We start from the raw sequence: 13145 nt of genomic DNA, 5'->3' as shown, positions 1-13145 counted from the left end.
CCACCCCCCAAGCCATCAACTCGACAGGGGGAGAGAGTCATGCCAACTCCGGAGGCCGGGCGCCCCATTGCGGGGCCACCAAGAAGGTAATGGGGAGTGGGGGGGGGTGGGAGTGGGGGTGGAGCTGGGAGGGGGTGGGGGGGTGAGGCGGGCTCATGGGTGGGGCCGCGCGGCTTTCCGGTGCGTTGTCCGGGGGGAGGCGGGTCCGGGGGGGAGGCGGGTCCGGGGGAGGCGGGTCCGGGGGGCGCGGCGCGGCACTTCCTGACGGGGAAAGGGGAGGCCGGTACCAGGACCGTGTGATGCCGTGGGCCGGGCTCGGGGTGCCGGCGGGTCTCGGGGGCGACGAGGAACGACAGCACATGCTCCGGGGCGTACAGGAACAGCCGTCCGCAGTCGGCACAGGGGCGGGCACATGGCGGTGGAGTGGTCGTGTGCCACGGCTGTCGGCTTCTTTCGCGGTCCGGGGACGTGCCGGGACGTGTCGGGGACGTGTCGGACGGGAGTGCAGGGGGCGTCCGCCTCAGGGCGGTGGCTGTCTCCGGGCTGGTCGGTGGCGGGGTGGGCGTCGGTCCATTCGTGGGCCGCTTGTTCGGCGCCGGGCATGCGTGGCAGGTCGGCGAGTGGGTCGGCTTCGCCTCAGGTCAGGTGGGAAGCGACGTGGGTTCGTGGTGGGGGTTGTGCGGCGGGGATCCGTCCGCCGGGGGGACGCGGTGGGGGCCGCCTGGATCCGTCCGCCGGGTCGGGCGGTGGGTTCCGTGGATCCGGCGGGGGCGGGCGTGGGTGCCCGGAGGGCGATCCAGCGGGCGCGGGCGGGGGGTGCCTGGATCCGTCCGCCGGGTCGGACGGTGGGTTCCGTGGATCCGGCGGGGGCGGGCGTGGGTGCCCGGAGGGCGATCCAGCGGGCGCGGGCGGGGGGCGCCGCCCGGCAAGGGATCCGATGGGCGGGCCCGCGGGGGCCGTCGGCGACTGGTCCGGCTGGGGTGCCGGACGCCATTCGAGGACGGGTGGACGCGGCAGCCAGGTGGGGCACCCTGCGGCACGCGGTTGCTGATCCTGCCGGGATGGGGCGTCGGCGGCGGTATGCCGTGAGGGTCCGGCAGGCCGCCCGTGTGAGACATACGGTGACCGGTCCGGCGGGAACGTCAGGGGAGCGGGGGCGGTCCGGTAAGGGTGCTGGCGGCGTCCGGGGCGGGTGGTGGACCGGGTCCGGCGGGCCAACCGGGGTCGAACGCTCAGTGACCGGTCCGGCGGAAACGCCAGAACACCGGGCGACCGGTCCCGCAGGGATGCCGACCGCATCCGGCGCAGCGCAGGTCCGGCGAGCCAACCGAGTCGCACACTCAGTAACCGATCCGACGTGGACGCCGGGCACCGGGTGACCGGGCCCGCTGGAATACCGGCGCACCGAGTGACTGGTCCGGCGAGGACGTCGGCGGTGTTCGGGGCCGGTCCGGTGGGCGGCCCGGGTTGGACGTACGGTGACCGGTCCCGTGGGAGGCCAGGGCGCCGAGTTACCGGTCCGGCAAGGACACCGCCGGTCCGGTGGGCTGGCCGCGGCGGGACGTACGGTGACCGGTCCCGTGGGAGGCCAGGGCGCCGAGTGACCGGTCCGGCAAGGACACCGCGCAGGTCCGGTGGGTCGGCCGGGGCGGACGTACGGTGGCCAGCCCGGCGCAAACGCCACGGCACCGGGCGGCCGGTCCCGCAAAAACGCCGGAGGGCGCCCGGTATGGGTCCGGTCGGGGCGTCTCGGGGGTCAGCCGGCGACGTTGTCGACCAGGTCCTCCGAGAGGTTGGCCTCCGTGCCCGGGATGCCCAGGTCGGAGGCGCGCTTGTCGGCCATGGCGAGCAGTCGGCGGATCCGGCCGGCCACGGCGTCCTTGGTCAGCGGGGGGTCGGCGAGCGCGCCCAGTTCCTCCAGCGACGCCTGCTTGTGCTCCATCCGCAGCCGCCCGGCCGCGGCGAGGTGCTCGGGGACCTCGTCCGCGAGGATCTCCAGGGCCCGCTGGACCCGGGCGCCCGCGGCGACCGCCGCGCGGGCCGAGCGGCGCAGATTGGCGTCGTCGAAGTTGGCCAGCCGGTTCGCCGTGGCGCGGACCTCGCGGCGCATCCGGCGCTCCTCCCAGGCCAGCACCGACTCGTGCGCGCCGAGGCGGGTGAGCAGCGCGCCGATCGCGTCACCGTCACGGACCACCACTCGGTCCACGCCCCGCACCTCGCGGGCCTTCGCGGCGATGGAGAGCCTGCGCGCCGCGCCGACCAGGGCGAGCGCGGCCTCGGGGCCGGGGCAGGTCACCTCCAGGGAGGAGGACCGGCCGGGCTCGGTGAGCGAGCCGTGCGCCAGGAACGCCCCGCGCCAGGCGGCCTCCGCGTCGCAGGTGGCCCCCGAGACCACCTGCGGGGGCAGCCCCCGGATGGGGCGGCCCCGGCCGTCGACCAGACCGGTCTGCCGGGCCAGCTGATCGCCGCCGGCCACCACCCGGACGACGTAGCGCGAACCGCGGCGCAGTCCGCCGGGGGCCATCACGATCAGTTCGGAACTGTGTCCGAAGATCTCCAGGATGTCCCGCTTGAGGCGGCGGGCCGCCATCGCCGTGTCCAGCTCCGCCTCGATCACGATGCGTCCGCTCACCAGGTGCAGCCCGCCGGCGAACCGCAGAATGGCGGAAACCTCCGCCTTCCGGCAGCAGGTCCGGGTGACGGGAAGCCGGGAGATCTCATCCTTCACCGCTGCCGTCATCGCCATGGGCCGATCCTTCCATGCATCCGAAAAATACGGTCGTACGCGGCGGCCAGCAGCTCCGGGTCGTGCCGGGGCGTGCCGTCCGTACGGGCCACCGTCGCCAGCTCCACCGCTGCTCCGAAGCGCTGGGCGGCCTCGGTCAGCGAGTCGCGGTCGGGTACGGCGGCCTCGTCGGCCAGCACCACGTCCAGGGCGAGTTTAGGGGCGTGTCGTCCCAAAACCTCCAAATGACGCTGCGGGGAGAAGCCGTCGGTTTCTCCGGGCTGCGGGGCGAGGTTCAGCGAGAGTACCCGGCGGGCCTTGGTCTCGGTCAGCGCGTCCAGCAGTTCCGGGACAAGCAGGTGCGGGATGACCGAGGAGAACCACGAGCCGGGGCCGAGCACCACCCAGTCGGCGTCCAGGACCGCGGCGACCGCCTCCGGGACGGCCGGCGGATCGTTCGGCACCAGATGGACGGACTGCACCTCGCCCGGGGTGAGCGCCACATTGGCCTGGCCCCGGATCGTGTCCACCTCGTCGGCGCGGGCCGGGTCGTGGCCCCTGACCAGCGCCTGGAGTTCCAGCGGCACCGCTGACATGGGCAGCACCCGGCCGTGCGCGCCGAGCAGCCGGCCCACCAGGTCGAGCGCCTGCACATGATCGCCGAGCTGTTCCCACAGGGCGACGATCAGCAGATTGCCGACCGCGTGGCCGTGCATCTCGCCCTCGGACTGGAAGCGGTGCTGGATGACCCGGGCCCAGGTCTGGCCCCAGTCGTCGTCCCCGCACAGCGCGGCCAGCGCCTTGCGCAGATCGCCGGGCGGCAGCACCCCCATCTCGTCGCGCAGCCGCCCGCTGGAGCCGCCGTCGTCGGCCACGGTGACGACGGCGGTGAGATCGCCGGTGATCCGGCGCAGCGCGGCCAGCGACGCGGACAGGCCCATGCCGCCACCGAGGGCGACGACCTTGGGCTGGGTGCCGCGCCGGCGCCCCCGCGCGCCGCGCCCGGCGGGGGCCGGGCGGCCCTCGGGGGTGGCGCGGCCGTCGAGGGTCATCCGGCGCAGCCGGGCCAGCCGCGGAGAACGGTCGGTCATTCGCGGCCCATGTCCCGGTGCACGACCACCGTCTCCACGCCCTCGGCCGCGAGGCGGGCGGCGAGCTTCTCCGACATGGCCACCGAGCGGTGCTTGCCGCCCGTGCAGCCGATGGCGATGGTCACATAGCGTTTGCCCTCGCGCCGGTACCCGGCGGCGATCAGCCGGAGCAGTTCGGCGTAGCGGTCGAGGAACTCCTTGGCGCCGGGCTGGTTGAAGACATACGCGGCGACCTCCTCGTTGAGCCCGCTGAACGGCCTTAGCTCCGGCACCCAGTGCGGGTTGGGCAGGAACCGCATGTCGGCGACCAGATCGGCGTCCACCGGCAGGCCGTACTTGAAGCCGAACGACATCACCGTGGCCCGCAGCTCGGGCTCCTCCTCGCCGGCGAACTGGGCGTCCATCTTGGCCCGCAGCTCGTGCACATTGAGGCTGGAGGTGTCGATCACCAGATCGGCGTCACCGCGCAGCTCGCGCAGCAGTTCGCGCTCGGCGGCGATGCCGTCGACGATCCGTCCGTCGCCCTGGAGCGGATGCGGACGCCGCACCGATTCGAAACGGCGTACGAGGGCGTCGTCCGAGGACTCCAGGAAGACGATCCGCCGGGTGACGTGCTTGGACTCCAGGTCGGCGAGCGACTCGCGGAGATTGTCGAAGAACCGCCGTCCGCGGACATCGACCACGACCGCGATCCGCGCCACATTGCCCTGGGAGCGGGCGCCCAGCTCGACCATGGTGGGGATCAGGGCGGGCGGGAGGTTGTCGACCACGAACCAGCCGAGGTCCTCCAGACACTTCGCCGCGGTGGAGCGGCCGGCTCCGGACATACCGGAGATGATCACCAGCTCGGGGATGGCGGTGTCGGGGATCCCCGGCGCCGCTGCGTCCGTACTCACCTGTTCTCCGTCGTGCTCGCCGTCGCCTTCCGCGCCGCGCTCCGAGTCGCCTTCCGCGCCGGGCGAGCCGGGCGAGCCGGGTGCCTGGGCCGCCCCGTGTGCTGCGTCGGCCTGGGCCGAGGGGGCGGCCGGGGGGCGGATGGCGCCGGGGGCCGCTTCGGGTGTGCCGGTGTCCGTGGCCCCTGTGGTCGTGTCCGGGGCGGCGGCGGTTTCCGGGGTGTCCGGTACCGAGGCGCCCGTTCCCTGGGATGTCTGCTGCTTGTCCTGCTCGCTCATGTCTCCTGCCCCCGTCTCTCGTCCGGGGCGCTCGCTGTCACGGGCTCCCCTGAGGTACCCGCCGTCGTCCCGGGTGCCTCGTCCTCCATGTCTTCCATGATCTCGCCGGTCGCCGTGTTCACGGCGGGTGCGGCCGGGGCCGCGCCGGCGAGCGCCGCGGCCACCGTCTCGGCCGTCTTGCGGCCTATGCCCGGGACCTCACAGATCTGGTCGATTGTCGCGGACCGGAGCTTCTTCACCGAACCGAAGTGCTTGATCAGTGCCTGTTTTCTGGTCTCGCCGAGACCGGGCACCTCGTCCAGCGGGGAGGAGCGGAACCGCTTCGCCCGCTTGGTGCGCTGATAGGTGATCGCGAAGCGGTGCGCCTCGTCGCGGACCCGTTGGAGCAGATAGAGGCCCTCGCTGGTGCGCGGCAGTACCACCGGGTCCTCGTCGTCCGGCAGCCAGACCTCCTCCAGCCGCTTGGCCAGACCGCACACCGCGATGTCGTCGATCCCCAGTTCGTCCAGCGCGCGCCGGGCCGCGAGGACCTGGGGGCGTCCGCCGTCCACCACCACGAGCTGGGGCGGGTAGGCGAACTTCCGGGGACGACCGTCGTCGTCCTTGGGCCCGGCGTCGGTGAGGGGATTGCCCCGGGCGTCCATGATCCCGACGCTACCCGTGCCGGGGCCGCTGCCGTTGCCGTCGGCGGCGGTTCCGGGGGCTGTGCGGTTGCTGCCAGGGACGGGGTCCGTGCCGTTGCTGACGACGCCGGAGGCCGGGGCGGCGCCTGGCCCGGCGCCGATGCCGGAGGCCGACGTGGCGTCCGGCACCGCGCCGACACCGACACCGATGCCCGTCCCGGGGCCCGCCTCCGTCCCGTCGTCCGCCGGTGCCGGCGCCGTGCCGTTGACGTGGCCGTCGTCCACCCACTCCCCCGTGCGCTCCTTCTCCGCGAGGTAGCGGCGGAAGCGGCGGGTGATCACCTCGTGCATGGAGCGGACGTCGTCCTGCCCCTCGAAGCCCTTGATCTGGAAGCGGCGGTACTCGCTCTTGCGCTGGAGGCCGTCCTCGAAGACCACCATCGACGCCACCACGTCGTCGCCCTGGAGGTGTGAGATGTCGTAGCACTCGATCCGCAGCGGAGCGCTGTCCAGGTCGAGGGCCTCGGCGATCTCCTCCAGCGCGCGGGAGCGGGTGGTGAGGTCGGAGGCGCGCTTGGTCTTGTGCAGCACGAGTGCCTGCTGCGCGTTGCGCTCCACCGTCTCCATCAGGGCCTTCTTGTCGCCGCGCTGCGGGATGCGCAGGGAGACCTGGGAGCCGCGCCGCGCGGCGAGCCACTCCTGCACCGGCTCCACCGGGTCGGGCAGCGCCGGGACCAGCACCTCCTTGGGCACCGCGTCGCCCGTCTCCTCACCGTAGAGCTGCTGGAGCGCGTGTTCGACCAGGGCGGCGGTGGTGATCTCCTCGACCTTGTCGGTGACCCAGCCGCGCTGGCCCCGGACCCGGCCGCCCCGGACGTGGAAGATCTGGACGGCCGCCTCCAGCTCGTCCTCGGCGACCGCGATCAGATCGGCGTCGGTCGCGTCGGCGAGCACCACCGCGTTCTTCTCCATGGCCTTCTTCAGGGCCCCGATGTCGTCGCGCAGCCGGGCCGCCCGCTCGTACTCCATCTCCTCGGCCGCCCCGGCCATCTGCTGCTCCAGGCGGCGCAGATAGGCGCCCGTGCGCCCGGCCATGAAGTCGCAGAACTCCTCCGCCAGTTCACGGTGTTCCTCCGGGGTGACCCGGCCGACGCAGGGGGCGGAGCACTTGCCGATGTAGCCGAGCAGACAGGGGCGGCCGGTGCGGGCGGCGTTCTTGAAGACCCCGGCCGAGCAGGTGCGCACCGGGAACACCCGCAGCAGCAGATCCACGGTGTCGCGGATCGCCCAGGCATGCCCGTACGGCCCGAAGTAGCGCACACCCTTGCGCTTCTGGCCACGCATCACCTGCACCCGCGGGAACTCCTCGTTCATCGTCACCGCGAGATACGGGTAGCTCTTGTCGTCGCGGTACTTGACGTTGAACCGGGGGTCGTACTCCTTGATCCAGGAGTACTCCAGCTGGAGGGCCTCCACCTCCGTGGACACCACCGTCCACTCCACGGACGCGGCCGTGGTGACCATCGTGCGGGTGCGCGGGTGGAGTCCGGACAGGTCCTGGAAGTAGTTCGCCAGGCGCTGACGCAGGCTCTTCGCCTTCCCGACGTAGATCACCCGGCGGTGCTCGTCGCGGAATCGGTACACCCCCGGGGAGTCCGGGATCTCACCCGGCCTGGGGCGGTAGCTGGAAGGATCGGCCATGTCTCCAACCCTACTGGCGGCCACTGACACTCCGAGTAGCCTGTCGACCACCCCGCGCGTCACTGTGCGTGACCACCCCCGGTCCGCCCCGCGCAAGTACGCCTCGGTTGGGCAACAGGTGTTGTCGGGAATTGGTCAACACGCTTCAATGCGGGGGAACTCGGGGCGGGGAACGGCGGCGCACGGAGCGGAACAGGCCCGGCGCCGACGGGGGTGGCCCCACGACCAGCGACAACGGCCTGACCAGCCGTTGTGAACCGTGAGAGAAAGGCCCCTGCATGCCGCACGCCACTCAGCCCGTGGAGCACCACGACCTCGTCACCGCGGAACTGGACACGGCCCTGCGCGGCGGGCCCTTCCATGTCGCCCTGCGCGCCGCCATCGCCGCCCGCGGACTGCCGCTGCAACGCGTCCAGCACCATCTGACCCGCTACGGTGTGAAAGTCGGCGTCACCAGCCTGAGTTACTGGCAGCAGGGCGCCCGCCGCCCCCAGCGCCCCGAGTCCCTGCGGGCCGTCCGCGCGCTGGAGGAGATCCTCCAGCTGCCCGAGGAGTCCCTCATACGGCTGCTCGCCGACGTCGACGACCAGCGCACCGGCACCCGGGCCGCCACCCGCTCCTACCGCTCCCTCGTCGAGGCGTCCGGCGTCCTGGAGAAGCTGCTCGGGGAGCTGGACGTCCCCCTCGACGGCGGTCTGCACATGCTCGGCCACCATGAGCGCGTGGACATCGGCCCGCACCGCGAACTGCTCGGCCGCGAGTCCCACCACATCGTGCGCGCCCACCGCGACGGCGTCGACCGCTTCGTCGCCGTCCACCACGGCGACCCCGGCTGCGCCCCCGACCGGATGGCCGTGCACGCCCTGGAGAACTGCCGCACCGGCCGCGTCCGGCTGCACCGCGACACCGGTGTCCTGGTGGCCGAGCTGCACTTCGGCGCCCGGCTCCGGGCCGGCGACACCTATCTCTTCCGCTACACCGTGGAGGACGGCACCGCGGGCCCCTCCCGCGAGTACCTCCGCGGCTTCGGCCCGGCCGGCGGGCAGTACGCCCTCCAGGTGCGCTTCCACGAGCACAGCCTGCCCGTGCGCTGCCACCGCTTCACCCAGCACTCGGCCGCCGCCCCGCGCAGCGGTCGCCAGGAGCTGCCGCTCACCGACCACCACTCGGTCCACCTGGTGGAACCCCGGATCCGCTCCGGCATCGTCGGCATCGGCTGGGACTGGGAGTAGAGCCACCCCCAGGAGCCCGGCAGGGCACCGCCCCCGGAAGGGCGCCGGCGGCCCTACACCTCCGGCGCGACCACCAGCCGCCCGTTCTCGGTCCGCACCGACAGCTCCGGCAGTGCCACCGTGGCCGGCCCCTGGAGCACCTCGCCGGTCCGCGCGTCGAACTCGCTGCCGTGACAGGGGCAGATCAGCGTCGTCCCCTCCAGCTTGTTGATCGCACACCCGGCATGCGTGCACACCGACCCGTACGCCGTCACCGCCCCGTCCTCGGCCCGGCTCACGACCACGTTGTGATCCCGGTAGAGCGCCGCCGCGCCCTTGCCGACCTCGCTCTCCGCCCCCACGTCGACCGGCCCGGCCGGCGTGGCGGCCCGGGTACTGTCCCCCGGCGAGCAGGCGGCCAGCCCCAGCCCCGCCACCGGCACGGCAGCCGCTCCCCGCAGAACGGTACGACGGTTCGCTGACGGCCTGGTGCCGGGCATGAGGACTCCACATACGGTGCGCTTGGCGGATGCCCGGTGACCATAACCGACGCTCCCGACGACGGACCGGGCAGGTCGGCCCACCGCACGTAAACGCTTGCGCAAGCGTTTACGCGGGGCCGGGAGATGGGATACGTTCCCGATCAGCGAGAGGCGGGTGACTGGCCGAAACAGGGCGGGTGACTCGCCGCAGGGCAGGCAACCGGGCAACCGACGGGAAGGGAATCCCACCGTGGCGACGATGGCGGACGTGGCACGCCGGGCCGGTGTCTCCGTGGCGACCGTCTCCCATGTCCTGAACGGCACCCGCCCCGTCCTCCCCCCGACCCGCCAGGCCGTCCTGGACGCCGTCGACGACCTCGGCTACACCCCGAACACCCTGGCCCGCTCCCTGGTCACCTCCCGCACCCGCTCCATCGGGCTCGCCGTGTCGGCGATCACCAACCCGTACTTCACCGAGATCCTCCAGGGTGTCGAGGCCGCCGCCCTGGAACACGGCTACAGCCTGCTGATCGCCGACCCCCACGACGACCCCGCCCATGAGCGCAAGGTCGTCCAACTGCTGCACGAGCGCCGCGTGGATGGCCTGATCATCACCCCCTCCGCCACTCCCCACGCCCTCCTCACCTACCTCCACCGCCACTCCGTGCCCACGGTCTTCCTGGACCGGCTGATCGACTCCCCACGGGACGGCGACGCCACGGGCGAGACCCCACCGGACGCCGGTCCGGTCGGGCTCCCGCACTCCCCCGGCCCCGCTGCCCTCCCCGCGGACGTCCGGCTCCGCTTCGACCAGGTCTGCGCCGAGAACACCGCGCCCGTCGCCCGGCTCGTCACCCACCTCGCCGGTCTCGGCCATCGCCGGATCGCACTGGTCGCGGGGCTGCCCGGACTCAGCACCACCACCGAACGCATCGCCGGCCACCGCCAGGGCCTCACCGCCGCCGGACTCCCCCACGACGGGCGCCTCGTCGTCCACGGCGACTCCACCGCCGAGGCCGCCGAACGGGCCACCGCCGCCCTGCTGGCCCTGCCCGCCCCGCCGACCGCCCTGGTCACCGCCAACAACGCGATGACCATCGGCGCCCTGCGCGCCCTGCGCGACCACGGCCTCTCGGTGCCCGGCGATCTCGCCCTGTGCTGCTTCGACGACTTCACCTGGGCCGATCTCTTCACACCCCGCCTCACCGCCATCGCCCAGCCCAGCCGGGAGATCGGCGCGGAGGCGGTCCGCGTCCTGCTGGAGCGGCTCGCCGACCCGGACCGCCCCAGCCGCACCGTGCGCCTGCCCTGCGCCTTCGTCCACCGCAGCTCCTGCGGATGCCCCGACGAACGCCCCGCAAGCCGGTCCGCCCCACGCCCCGAGCAGCCACCGACCCCGCCCCACTTTCCGGAGTCCGAGAGAGGAACCGCCCCGTGATCGTCGTCGCCGGTGAAGCCCTGATCGACCTGGTACCGCAGGGCACGGGCGCCCTCGCCACCCTCCAGCCCGCGCTCGGCGGCGGCCCCTACAACACCGCCGTGGCCCTCGGCCGCCTCGGCTCCCCCACCGCCTTCTGCTCCCGCACCTCACGAGACGCCTTCGGTGAGGCCCTGCTCGACGGGCTGCGCCGCTCCGGCGTGGAGGTCTCCACCGTCCAGCGCGGCCCCGAACCCACCACCCTCGCGGTCGCCACCCTCGACGCCACCGGTTCGGCCGCCTACGCCTTCTATGTCGAGGGCACCGCCGACCGTCTCTTCACCACCCCCGCCGACCTGCCCGCCGGCGTCCGCGCCCTCTCCTTCGGCACCTGCTCCCTGGTCCTCGAACCGGGCGCGACCGCCTACGAGGAACTGCTCCGGACCGCCGCCGCCCGGGGCGTCTTCACCACCCTCGACCCGAACATCCGCGCCGTCCTGATCGACGACCCCGACGCCTACCGCGCCCGGTTCCGCAGCTGGCTGCCCTCCGTCACCCTGCTCAAGCTCTCCGAGGACGACGCCCGCTGGCTGGGCGGCACCCCGCGGGAATGGCTGGCCGAGGGCCCCACGGCGGTGGTGATCACCCGGGGCGGCGACGGACTGACGGTGTACACCCGGGGCGACGGCGGCGATGGGCACGGCAGGGAGTACGCGGAGTACTCCGTCCCCGGCGAGAAGGTCGACGTCGTGGACACCATCGGCGCCGGCGACACCGTCAACGCCGCCCTGCTGCACGGCCTCGCCCAGCAGCAGGCCCTGTCCGCCCCCGCCCTCGCCGCCCTCGGCCAGGACGGCTGGGGGCGCCTGCTGCGTTTCGCCGCCCGCGCCGCGGCGATCACCTGCTCCCGGGCGGGCGCGGAACCGCCGTACGCGTCCGAGGTGGGGCAGCTCTAGTCGAGCCGTCCCCCATCGCGCAGCCGTCAGCCGCTCACGGCGCGCAGTGCTCCCGGTGTCCGTCCGTTGAGGCGGTCCAGGGCCGTGGCCGTGGCCTCGTCGGCCGGGAGGTGCACCAGCAGGCGCTGGCCGTCGCCCGGCAGGGAGAGCGTCTCGAAGGAGAGGCGCAGGCGGCCCACGTCGGGGTGTTCGACGAGGTCGATGCCGGTGCGGGCGGGCAGGGCCGGGAGGGCGGTGAGCCGCTCGGCGAACGCGGCACCGGCGGTGACCGTCAGCTCGTTCGCCAGCGCGGCCACATGGGGGTCCTGGATGGACGCCTCGTTGCGCAGATGGGCGATCTGATCATCGGCGAGCCGCTCCCAGCCGGGGTACGCGGAGCGGGCGCGGGCGTCGGTGAACACCCAGCGGACCATGTTGGGCCGCCGGTCGTCGGCCGGGTCGAGCAGGCCGAGCGGGCGGGCGAACCGCTCATAGCCGTGGGTGTGGGCGATGATGTCGCCGACCCAGTTGATCAGTACGGCGGGGGTGGGTTCCAGGCGGTCCAGGAGTGCCCGGACGGTGGGCCGTACCGTCAGCGCGGGCGGGGTGACCGCGGTGCAGAGGTTCTTGGCGTCGCCGGACTCCTTGGCGAGCCGGAACATGAGGAACCGGTCGGGGCCGCTCAGCAGCAGCGCGTCTCCGAGGGCGCCGAGCACCTGGGGCGAGGGGTTGCGGTCACGCCCCTGTTCGAGCCGGATGAGGTACTCGACGCTGATGTCGGCGAGTGTCGCCAGCTCGGCCCGCCGCAGGCCCGGGGTGCGGCGGCGGGCGCCCGTGGGCAGTCCCACCTCGGCGGGGGTGACGCCCTCACGACGGGTGCGCAGAAAGGTGCCCAGCGGATTGTCGCTCACGTGTCGAACGTACCGCGCTGTCCGCCGCGGAGGGTGGCCCTGCCACTACCACCCTCGGCCCGGTCTCCCTCCGGCGGCCGGGTGGCCCGAGGGTGGTGCCATGACTGACGAAGACCGCTCGGGGTCGCCGACCGCCACCGCCGCAGCCGCCGTTCTGCCCCTGTCGTCCGGACACTGGACGCTCGATCCGGATGCCTCGGCCGTCACCTTCACCGTCCGCAAGGTGGGGATCATCAAGGTGGGCGGACGGTTCACCGAGGTGCGGGCGGATCTGCACATCGGGGAGCGGGCCGAGGCGACCCGGGTGGACGCGGAGATCGCCCTCGCCTCGTTCGACACCGGCAATGCCAAGCGGGACACGCATGTCCGCTCCGGGGACATGCTGGATGTGGAGAAGCGGCCGACCCTGTCGTTCCGCGCCACGGAAGTGTCCGGCCAGGGTGAGGACTGGACGATGGCCGGGGACATGACCATCGGGGAGGTGACCCGCCCGGTGTCGTTCGCCGTGACCTTCGGCGGGGTGTCGCCGTCCTCCGTGGATCAGCGCAAGCGGGCGGCCTTCACGGCGACCGGGGAGATCCGGCGCGGTGACTTCGGGCTGGGTTTCGCGCCGGGAATCATTGGTTCTGTTGTCAAGGTGCGGTTGGACATGCGCTTTGTCGAGCCGCAGGACCAGAGCGCCTGAACTGCGCCCCGGACCATCCGTCCGGGCTTCGCGGCCGAACTGATATGACAACGGGCGGCGCCTCGGGGGGAGTTCCCCCGGACACCGCCCGCGGCCACGATCACTCGTTCGAGTGACGAACCCTCGCGCGAGCACGCGCCGTCCGGCCCAGGGGCCTGGTGGCGCGGCTCACCTCGTCCCCAGGTGTCGGCC

Annotated in this window: 10 protein-coding genes; 4 read left to right on the top strand and 6 right to left on the bottom strand. The window is 73.3% G+C overall.

The window, feature by feature from the left end:
• Positions 1-1756: 1756 nt before the first annotated feature.
• The 4 genes from whiA to uvrC are packed head-to-tail and all read right to left on the bottom strand — an operon-like array spanning position 1757 to position 7342.
• Positions 1757-2746: a DNA-binding protein WhiA gene (gene whiA, locus ABZX40_RS37835; protein ID WP_355749471.1), complete on the bottom strand. Its 990-nt coding sequence runs from the start codon at positions 2744-2746 to the stop codon at positions 1757-1759.
• Positions 2737-3816, bottom strand: coding sequence for a uridine diphosphate-N-acetylglucosamine-binding protein YvcK (yvcK, locus tag ABZX40_RS37830; protein WP_355749468.1), 1080 nt, complete (start codon positions 3814-3816; stop codon positions 2737-2739). Before yvcK ends, whiA begins: the two co-directional genes overlap by 10 nt.
• On the bottom strand, positions 3813-4988 hold the full coding sequence (rapZ, locus tag ABZX40_RS37825; protein ID WP_355749465.1) for an RNase adapter RapZ: 1176 nt from the start codon (positions 4986-4988) through the stop codon (positions 3813-3815). The genes yvcK and rapZ overlap by 4 nt, the downstream gene beginning before the upstream one ends.
• Positions 4985-7342 (bottom strand): excinuclease ABC subunit UvrC, encoded by a 2358-nt coding sequence (uvrC, locus tag ABZX40_RS37820; protein WP_355749462.1) that lies wholly within the window; start codon positions 7340-7342, stop codon positions 4985-4987. The genes rapZ and uvrC overlap by 4 nt, the downstream gene beginning before the upstream one ends.
• A gap of 248 nt (positions 7343-7590) precedes the next feature.
• Between uvrC and ABZX40_RS37815 the strand changes: the two genes are divergently transcribed.
• On the top strand, positions 7591-8544 hold the full coding sequence (locus ABZX40_RS37815) for a hypothetical protein (protein ID WP_355749460.1): 954 nt from the start codon (positions 7591-7593) through the stop codon (positions 8542-8544).
• A gap of 53 nt (positions 8545-8597) precedes the next feature.
• On the opposite strand, the gene ABZX40_RS37810 is transcribed toward ABZX40_RS37815, so the two are convergent.
• Complete coding sequence (locus ABZX40_RS37810) at positions 8598-9023, bottom strand: Rieske (2Fe-2S) protein (RefSeq protein ID WP_355749457.1); 426 nt, start codon at positions 9021-9023, stop codon at positions 8598-8600.
• Between the two features lie 232 nt (positions 9024-9255).
• Between ABZX40_RS37810 and ABZX40_RS37805 the strand changes: the two genes are divergently transcribed.
• The gene (locus ABZX40_RS37805) at positions 9256-10443 is read left to right on the top strand and encodes a LacI family DNA-binding transcriptional regulator (protein ID WP_355749455.1); all 1188 of its coding nucleotides are present in this window, start codon (positions 9256-9258) and stop codon (positions 10441-10443) included.
• Positions 10440-11378: a carbohydrate kinase gene (locus ABZX40_RS37800; protein ID WP_355749453.1), complete on the top strand. Its 939-nt coding sequence runs from the start codon at positions 10440-10442 to the stop codon at positions 11376-11378. Before ABZX40_RS37805 ends, ABZX40_RS37800 begins: the two co-directional genes overlap by 4 nt.
• 26 nt (positions 11379-11404) lie before the next feature.
• On the opposite strand, the gene ABZX40_RS37795 is transcribed toward ABZX40_RS37800, so the two are convergent.
• Positions 11405-12268, bottom strand: a complete 864-nt coding sequence (locus tag ABZX40_RS37795) for a helix-turn-helix domain-containing protein (protein ID WP_355749452.1) — start codon at positions 12266-12268, stop codon at positions 11405-11407.
• Between the two features lie 100 nt (positions 12269-12368).
• Between ABZX40_RS37795 and ABZX40_RS37790 the strand changes: the two genes are divergently transcribed.
• Positions 12369-12953, top strand: a complete 585-nt coding sequence (locus ABZX40_RS37790) for a YceI family protein (RefSeq protein ID WP_355749450.1) — start codon at positions 12369-12371, stop codon at positions 12951-12953.
• Positions 12954-13145 lie beyond the last annotated feature (192 nt).

This window comes from Streptomyces sp. NPDC004610, from assembly GCF_040609715.1.
Classification (GTDB): domain Bacteria; phylum Actinomycetota; class Actinomycetes; order Streptomycetales; family Streptomycetaceae; genus Streptomyces.
This window is presented reverse-complemented; position numbering and strand designations above follow the sequence as displayed.

Coding starts and splice junctions, on each gene's coding strand:
- whiA (WP_355749471.1), bottom strand. CDS start 2,746: ATGGCGATGACGGCAGCGGTGAAGGATGAGATCTCCCGGCTTCCCGTC.
- yvcK (WP_355749468.1), bottom strand. CDS start 3,816: ATGACCGACCGTTCTCCGCGGCTGGCCCGGCTGCGCCGGATGACCCTC.
- rapZ (WP_355749465.1), bottom strand. CDS start 4,988: ATGAGCGAGCAGGACAAGCAGCAGACATCCCAGGGAACGGGCGCCTCG.
- ABZX40_RS37815 (WP_355749460.1), top strand. CDS start 7,591: ATGCCGCACGCCACTCAGCCCGTGGAGCACCACGACCTCGTCACCGCG.
- ABZX40_RS37810 (WP_355749457.1), bottom strand. CDS start 9,023: ATGCCCGGCACCAGGCCGTCAGCGAACCGTCGTACCGTTCTGCGGGGA.
- ABZX40_RS37790 (WP_355749450.1), top strand. CDS start 12,369: ATGACTGACGAAGACCGCTCGGGGTCGCCGACCGCCACCGCCGCAGCC.